The sequence below is a fragment of the Paraburkholderia caffeinitolerans genome (genome assembly GCF_902859945.1).
Taxonomy (GTDB): Bacteria; Pseudomonadota; Gammaproteobacteria; order Burkholderiales; family Burkholderiaceae; genus Paraburkholderia; species Paraburkholderia caffeinitolerans.
Genome location: NZ_CADIKL010000082.1, coordinates 1 through 7,205, shown reverse-complemented (window position 1 = coordinate 7,205; position 7,205 = coordinate 1). Strand labels below are relative to the sequence as shown.

The 7,205-nt window shown below is 62.4% G+C and carries 6 protein-coding genes; 3 read left to right on the top strand and 3 right to left on the bottom strand.

What is annotated here, in order from left to right:
- The first annotated feature begins 400 nt into the window (after window positions 1–400).
- Window positions 401–1,729 carry a hypothetical protein gene (locus HV773_RS36095; protein WP_175198504.1) on the top strand — a complete coding sequence of 443 codons (1,329 nt, stop codon included), beginning with the start codon at window positions 401–403 and terminating at the stop codon, window positions 1,727–1,729.
- Window positions 1,730–1,985: 256 nt separating this feature from the next.
- Here the strand turns inward: HV773_RS36095 and HV773_RS36090 are convergent, their stop codons facing one another.
- The 3 genes from HV773_RS36090 to HV773_RS36080 all read right to left on the bottom strand — a co-directional run bounded on the left by HV773_RS36090 (window position 1,986) and on the right by HV773_RS36080 (window position 5,485).
- Window positions 1,986–3,788, bottom strand: coding sequence for a chloride channel protein (locus tag HV773_RS36090; RefSeq protein WP_175198503.1), 1,803 nt, complete (start codon window positions 3,786–3,788; stop codon window positions 1,986–1,988).
- Between the two features lie 5 nt (window positions 3,789–3,793).
- Window positions 3,794–4,207 carry a MarR family winged helix-turn-helix transcriptional regulator gene (locus HV773_RS36085; RefSeq protein WP_175198502.1) on the bottom strand — a complete coding sequence of 138 codons (414 nt, stop codon included), beginning with the start codon at window positions 4,205–4,207 and terminating at the stop codon, window positions 3,794–3,796.
- 120 nt (window positions 4,208–4,327) lie between these two features.
- Entirely contained in the window at window positions 4,328–5,485 is a 1,158-nt protein-coding gene (locus tag HV773_RS36080) for an HPP family protein (protein WP_175198501.1), read from the bottom strand.
- Window positions 5,486–5,866: 381 nt separating this feature from the next.
- Between HV773_RS36080 and HV773_RS36075 the strand changes: the two genes are divergently transcribed.
- Window positions 5,867–6,505 (top strand): MlaC/ttg2D family ABC transporter substrate-binding protein, encoded by a 639-nt coding sequence (locus tag HV773_RS36075; RefSeq protein ID WP_175198500.1) that lies wholly within the window; start codon window positions 5,867–5,869, stop codon window positions 6,503–6,505.
- Window positions 6,506–6,660: 155 nt separating this feature from the next.
- Window positions 6,661–7,205, top strand: a 545-nt coding sequence (locus tag HV773_RS36070) for an AI-2E family transporter (RefSeq protein ID WP_246282654.1), incomplete at its 3' end; no start/stop codon positions are given.

The window sequence follows — 7,205 nt, the reverse complement described above, 5'->3', positions numbered from 1 at the left end:
ACAGCTCGCTCGGCTACCTGGCGCCGGTGCAGTTCGCAAAGGCGCACGAAGCGAAGGAATTATTACCCTCGGACTCCAACGGCGCTTCGTACTAATACCGGGGGCAGGTCAAAGCGACCCTATTGAGCTACTCGAAAGACACGCTCGAAGCATTGGGTTCGAGTCTCCCAGTTCGCTAATCCGGGCATGGAGGGCCGGATTTGTTATTTTACTAGCTGACGGATTTGATGAGGTTACGTCGCTGGGTGTACAGGGTTCTTGGAAAAAGCTTAAGGACCTTCGCACGCGTTCTTTGGAAGGTATTCGGAAACTTGTGCGTGATAGTAATGGCAGTGGCGTAGTTGTCAGCGGCCGCAGTCATTATTTCGAGGATGAATCAGAGTTGTGCCGAGCTTTGGGCTTGGAAAAAGCGCAGGTGTTGAGCGTTGATGAGTTTAACGACGACCAGGTAAAGAAATTTCTCTCATCGTTTCCAAATCTATCAAGTGATCATGCCTTCCCGGCGTGGCTCCCTACTCGTCCGTTACTGCTAGGGTACCTTGCATCGCGGGGCTTGCTTGCAGATTTTTCAAATCCAGCAAGCATTCCTGACGCCGTCGATGGTTGGGACTACCTCCTTGAGCGGATTTACCTTCGAGAGGAAGCAATCGAAACCAATCTCGATGGCCCAACGTTGCGGCGCATCCTGCAACGTGCCGCTACTTCGGCTCGGATCTCCGAAGATGGATTGGGCCCCATTGCAAGAAGCGATCTCTTCGCCGCGTTTAGCGAGGTCTGCGGCTATGAGCCAGACGAACAAGGCGTACTTGCAATTCAGCGGCTACCCGGTTTGGGAATTTACAGGGCTGAAGATGAAAGTCGCTGTTTTGTGGACAAAGAGCTAGCTTCTGTTTGCAACGGCCGTGAGCTTTTGATGTTCCTTGAATCGCCATACGAGGTAGCGAAGGACCGCTCGTGGGTGGATGTCATGAATACCTGTGATCGCGCAATATCTCATGTTGGTGCCGAGCTGGTGGCGCGGAGATTGAGAGCGAAAGGAGACCTCCGAAGCAACATTCAACAGGCTACTGCGTTTCTGAACAGCAGAACCGACTTGGCATGTGCACGCGGAGACGTAGCGATGGTATTACTTAAAAGTAGCATCGAGATGGACATTTCGCTTGATGTGTCTGAAATTAGCTTCGCTGGCGATGTCATCGAATTTCATCAAACGCAGTCGGATCTCAGTCGACTTTCGTTTTCCCATTGCTTCTTCGATCACGTTCTACTCGAGTCAGAAACTCCTTCCAATAAGCTGCCCTATTTTGATTACTGCCTATTTGAACAGATGAGTGGTCGAATCTCTTCTAAGGATTTGCCGAGCGAGAGATTTTCTCCCACATGTGAGTTTGTAGCGTTTGATTCCAGCGGGACAAACGGAGCAATCCGGTCTGCACAAATGAGTATCGGCGAGAAAGTCTTGCTGATAACGCTGCGAAAGCTGTTTATTCAAAGTTTGTCGGGTCGCACGGAGGGTGCCCTATTCAGGGGGCTAGATGTTGACGAGCGACGTTGTGTTTCCGATGTCCTCGAATTGTTAAAGCGCCACCAACTGGCGACCGAATATTCTCGGGGTGATGGCGTTATTTGGCTACCGTCACGGAAAGCGCTCAATAAGGTTAAGAGAATGCTGGCTGCGCCAGCCGAGTGTGGCGAGGAAATCATTCGCGAGGCACGACTTCTCGCATAGCGTCGTTGGTAACGGGGCGGCGTTCGTCCTGATGACAGGGGCTTCAGCATTCGTTACTTAGGAGGTCCTTGATCGCCAGCCCGGCAGCGACCCGCGAACTGTTGTTTGGTAGCGGACACCTGGGGATCGGCGGCGACTGATCATCATTGGTCCACTACAGCTCGTCCGCAAACGTCCTTCCCCGAAAGTTCGCGCTAAAAAAAACGCGCCGGCATAACCGGCGCGCATCGAAATCCCTTACCTCGATCGCTATCTATCAGCCCGTTTTACGAACCGGCGGAAAGCGCCGCTTGGTATTACCAACGCCAATACGGCGGAAACGCTCCTTCTTGGTTTCTTCCTCGAAGTGCGCAAGCGAGACCTTCACAAGGTCGGCGCTCGACACAATGCCGATGAGCCGCATCGATTCACGATCGGACACCACAGGCAGCCGCTCGAGCCCATGCACAGCAAGACGCGCAGCGATCCGGCGGCAAGTTTCCTCAGGCACCGCTACGTCAGGCGAGCGCAGCGCGAGCAGCGCGCCGAGCGGCTGATCGAGCGCATCGTTGGCGCCGCTTGCGCGCACCGTTTCCAGAATCGCGCGGTCCACCATGCCAAGCACGGCGCCGTCACGCACCACGGGCCAGGCGCGGCGCTTCTGGTCGGGACCGAAGTATTGCGACAGCGCGTCGCGCACGCTCACGCTCGAGTCGATGGTTTCCACGTTGCGCGTCATCACTTCGTCTACGTGATGGCGTTCGAGCGGATCGACGCCGTACTCGCGATAGATGTGATAGCCGCGCCGCGCGATCTTCTCGGTCATGATCGAGCGCTTCATGACGACCGTGGCGAAGCCGTGCGCGACCAGCGTGGCTGTAAGCAGTGGCAGGAGCGCGTTGGTGTCGTGGGTGAGGCCGAAGGCGAACACGATGGCCGTGAGCGGCGCGCCGAGCGTGGCGCCCAGCGTGGCGGCCATGCACACGAGCGGCCAGAGCGCCGGGTCGCTGCCGGGCAGCACGTGGCTCAGCACGCAGCCGAGGCCCGCGCCCAGCATGAGCAGCGGGGCGAGCACGCCGCCCGAGGTGCCCGAGCCGAGCGCCACGACCCAGATCACGGCCTTCACCACGAGGATGGCGATGGCCACCTGCAAGATGATGTGCTGATGGAGCAGGTCGCCGATCACGTCGTAGCCCACGCCCAGCGCGCGCGGTTCGATGAAGCCGCCGATGCCCACCACGAGGCCGCCGATCGCGGGCCACCAGGACCAGTGCAGCGGCAGATGCGCGAACAGGTCTTCAACCTTGTAGAGCGCCGCCGAAAGCCCCGAGGCGAGCGCACCCGAGAGCAGCCCCGCAATTACGCACGAGAACAGCGCGAGCGCATGCGGCGTGGCGGTCTGCATCGCGAAGAGCGGCTCGGTGCCGAAGAACACGGCGCGCGCGAAGCCCGCCACGGCGCAAGCGAGCGCGACCGGCAGGAAGCTGCGCGGGCGCCATTCGAACAGCAGCAGTTCGACCGCCAGCAGCACGGCGGCTACCGGCGTGCCGAACACGGCCGTCATGCCCGCGGCGGCGCCGGCGACGAGCAGCGTCTTGCGCTCGGCTGAGGTGAGCCGCACGCATTGCGCGAGCAGCGAGCCGATCGCGCCGCCCGTCATGATGATCGGGCCTTCCGCGCCGAACGGCCCGCCGCTGCCGATCACGATGCCCGAGGAGAGCGGCTTGAGCACAGCCACTTTCGGCGACATCTTGCTCTTGCCGAACAGGATGGCCTCGATGGCTTCCGGAATGCCGTGGCCGCGGATCTTGTCGGAGCCGTAGCGCGCCATCAACCCGACGATCAGCCCGCCCACCGCCGGCACGAGAATGACCCAGGCCCCGAGCGTGTTCAGCGCGGGCGAGTGATCCTCGAACGAAAAGCGGCCATAGAAAAACAGGTTCGTGAACCAGTGGATGAGGCTCAGGAGCACGAACGCGGCGAGCGTGGCCAGTGCGCCGATGACAGCGGCCAGCGCGCTGATGCCGGGCAGGCGCGCGTTGGTCGAGAAGTCGCGCTTGTGGGAGTCGTCGAGATGCATGGTTGTCAAAGATCGATTTGCGGAATGGTGAAGGTGCCGTCGAGCGATTGCAGTTCTGCGCGATGGAGTTCGGCGAGGCGCGCGAGCAGCTTTTCGCCACCATCGAGCAGATGCACCTCCACCTGGCGGCGGTCGCGTTCACTCACGCGCCGCTCGACGAGGTCGAGCGCTTCGCAGCGCGAGACGAGCGCCACCACGCCATGGTGCTGCGCCTGCAGACGCTCGGCAATCTCGCCGATGGTCGCCCACGTGCGGCCCGGATAGCCCTTCACGTGCAGCAGCAGCAAATATTGCAGCGGCGTGATGCCCTCGCCTTGGGCCGCCTGTTCCGAGAAGCGCTCGAAGCGGCGCATCTGATAGCGGAACTCGGACAACTGCTCGAAATCGGTTTTCGTCAGGCCGCGCGCATTGTTCTTCATTGGGAATTCAAATTGATACGATTCGAAATGCGAATATATCACAACGTGATATGTTTTGGCGAGGCCGCCCGGTGCGGTTGCGCCACGCGCAACCGCACCATATTCAGGAATGCATGAGGTTCAGGCGCTCTGGCTTTGCAGCGGCTGGGCCTGCCGGTACAGACCCGAAATCAGGTCGGCCTGGGTGACGATGCCCACGAGACGCCGCTCGCCGTCCACCACGGGCACGTGGTGGTGGCCGCGTCCCGCGAAGATGCCGAGCAACTGCACGATGGGCGTTTCGCCAGAAATAGAGCGAACGTGCGTGCTCATGATCGTGCTCACGCGCACGCCATCGGCGGGATGCGCGGCGACGCCGCTGCGCAGCGTTTGCAGCAGCGCGCGCAGCGGATGGCGGCCGAGGCCCTCTTCGGCGAGGTCGGCGCGCGTGACGATGCCCTTCACGTGGCGTTTTTCGTCCACGACCGGCAGCGCCTTGATGTCGTGCCGCTTGAGCAGCGTGCGCGCTTCGCCCACGGTTGTCGCCGGCGTAATGCTGACCACGTCGCGCGTCATGACATCGGCGCAATTGAGCTCGCCGAAGCTGCGCGCATAGGCGCGAATTTCCGTTTCGCGCAGCAGCGATTCGAGATCGTCGGTGTCGATGTCGAGCAGTTCGTCGCGATCGCGCAGCACGGCTTCGAGGTCGGCGCGCGAGAAGCCGCCCGGCGCGGTGGCGGGCTGGGCGGTCTTGGCCGGACGCACCGCGTGCGGATAGCGGTGGCCGGTAGCCTTGTGATAGACGAGTGCGGAGATGAGCAGCGTGAACGATTGCAGCGCGACCGGCTCGAACACGAACTCATAGCCGAGCGCGTGCACGGCGGGGCCGCCGAGCACGGCGGTGAGGGCCACCGCGCCTGAAGGCGGGTGCACGCAGCGCAGGGTGAACATCGCGCAGATCGCCCCGGCGATGGCGACCGCGGCCGCCTCCACGGGATCATGAATGAACATCGCGCAGGTCACGCCCACGGTGGCCGAAACCAGATTGCCCCCAATGATCGACCAGGGCTGCGCGAGCGGACTCGCAGGCACGCCGAACAGCAGCACGGCTGAAGCGCCCATCGGCGCGATCAGGTACGGGATGGTGGAGGCGTTGCCGAGCAGGTAGTGCGAAATGGCGCCGGTGACGGCAATGCCCACCAGCGCGCCTCCGCTCGAACGCAGGCGCTCGCGCCAGCGCAGGGTAACGGGGGATGGGGCGAAGCGCGTGAGCCAGCGAAGAATTCTGAAGCGTGACACGGTCGAAATAGCGGTAAAAGGGGCGAAGCGAAAGGGACAAAATGGCGTCCCGCCGGGGCGCCCGCGATTTTTTGAGATCGCGATTGTATCGCAACGTGATATATCGCGCGACGTATTGCCGCTGATAATTGTCATTTGGGGCTTGATCGTCAGGGGCCTGTTCTTGTTCTGCTGGCCGCCCGAATTTGGCCAATTCGGTGTAACAAAGCCGCTGTATTTGTAACCCGTCGTCGCCGTGGCGGCGCGGCGCGCCGCGTTCGGTTACGCTGGCAGACCAACCCTTTGCGCGGGGCTGCCCAACCTGGCGGCCCGGTACGGCGACCTAGTACGGTGACCTCGCGGCGACCCCGCATTCCACCGATCGACACGGACGAAAAACGCATGAAGAAGCTCTTTTTCCTGAGCGCGGGGCTCGCGTGGATCATGGCGTCGCTCGTATTTGGCGCGAGCGCGTTCGCGCAGGGCGTCGACCAGTCGGACCCGCAGGCGCTCATCAAGACGGCCACGCAGCAGGTGCTGGACGAAGTGCGCACGAAGTCGATCGCGCCGGACGACATGGCGCGCATTCGCGACATCGTCGACCGGGACATCCTTCCCTATGTCGACTTCCACCGCACCACGCAGCTCGCGATGGGCCGGCACTGGCGCACCGCCACGCCCGCACAGCAGCAGCAGGTCGCCCAGCAGTTTCAGTTGCTGCTGATCCATCTTTACTCGGGCGCGCTCGCGCAGCTCAAGCCCGATCAGCAGATCGAATATCCGCCCATGCGCAACGCGCCGGGCGACACCGACGTGGTCGTGCGCGCGCTCGCACAGACGAGCAACAATCCCGTGGAGATCGACTACCGTTTGTACAAGACGCCCCAAGGCTGGCGGCTCTACGACCTGAACGTGCTGGGCGCGTGGCTGATCCAGACCTATCGTGCGCAGTTCAACGAGCAGATCCAGCAATCGGGCGTGGACGGGCTGATCCAGTTCCTCACCTCGCGTAACCAGGAACTGGAGGCGGCCAAGCCCTGAGCGCGTGCTTAGGTGCCGGTGCGCTCCCGAACCCTTTTATCCAGAGCGCGCCTGGGTTACGCTTCTCGCCCGTTTGCCGTGATTTCACGCTTATTTCTCGCCTGCGCGCCGCCTGACTCGCGCTGCACGCACTACCCTGAACTCAGGCGCGCCCGTTGCGCGTCTCACCCGACCGCCTGACCGGCCAACGCTTCGCCATGAATTTCCAGAGCCCGCCTGAGAGGCCTTATTCCGAGCCGCCGAATGGACCATTGGGGCCGTCGGGACCGTCGGGACAGCCGCCGGGCCACCGCAACCGCGTCTTTGCGTCGAGCACGCCCACGCTGCACACGCTCGCCGCGCTCGTCACGGGCGTGGTGGTGGTGTGCGGCCTTTACTTCGGGCGCGCGATGCTCGTGCCGATCACGCTCTCGGTGCTGCTGAGCTTCCTGCTCGCGCCGCTCGTGAATGCGCTGCGCCGCATGCACATCCCGCAGTTCGTCGCGATCCTGATCGCGGTGCTCGCCACCGTGCTCGCACTGGCGGGCGTGGGAGCGCTGATCACCACGCAGGTCGTGCAGCTCGCGGCCGCCTTGCCGCAGTACCAGGAAGCCATCATGGAGAAGGCGGAAACGGTGCAGGAAAAGACCGTGGGCCGTGCCGACTCGCTGATGACGCGCGCCGCCGCCGAACTCCAGCGCATCACGCCCACGCCGCCGCC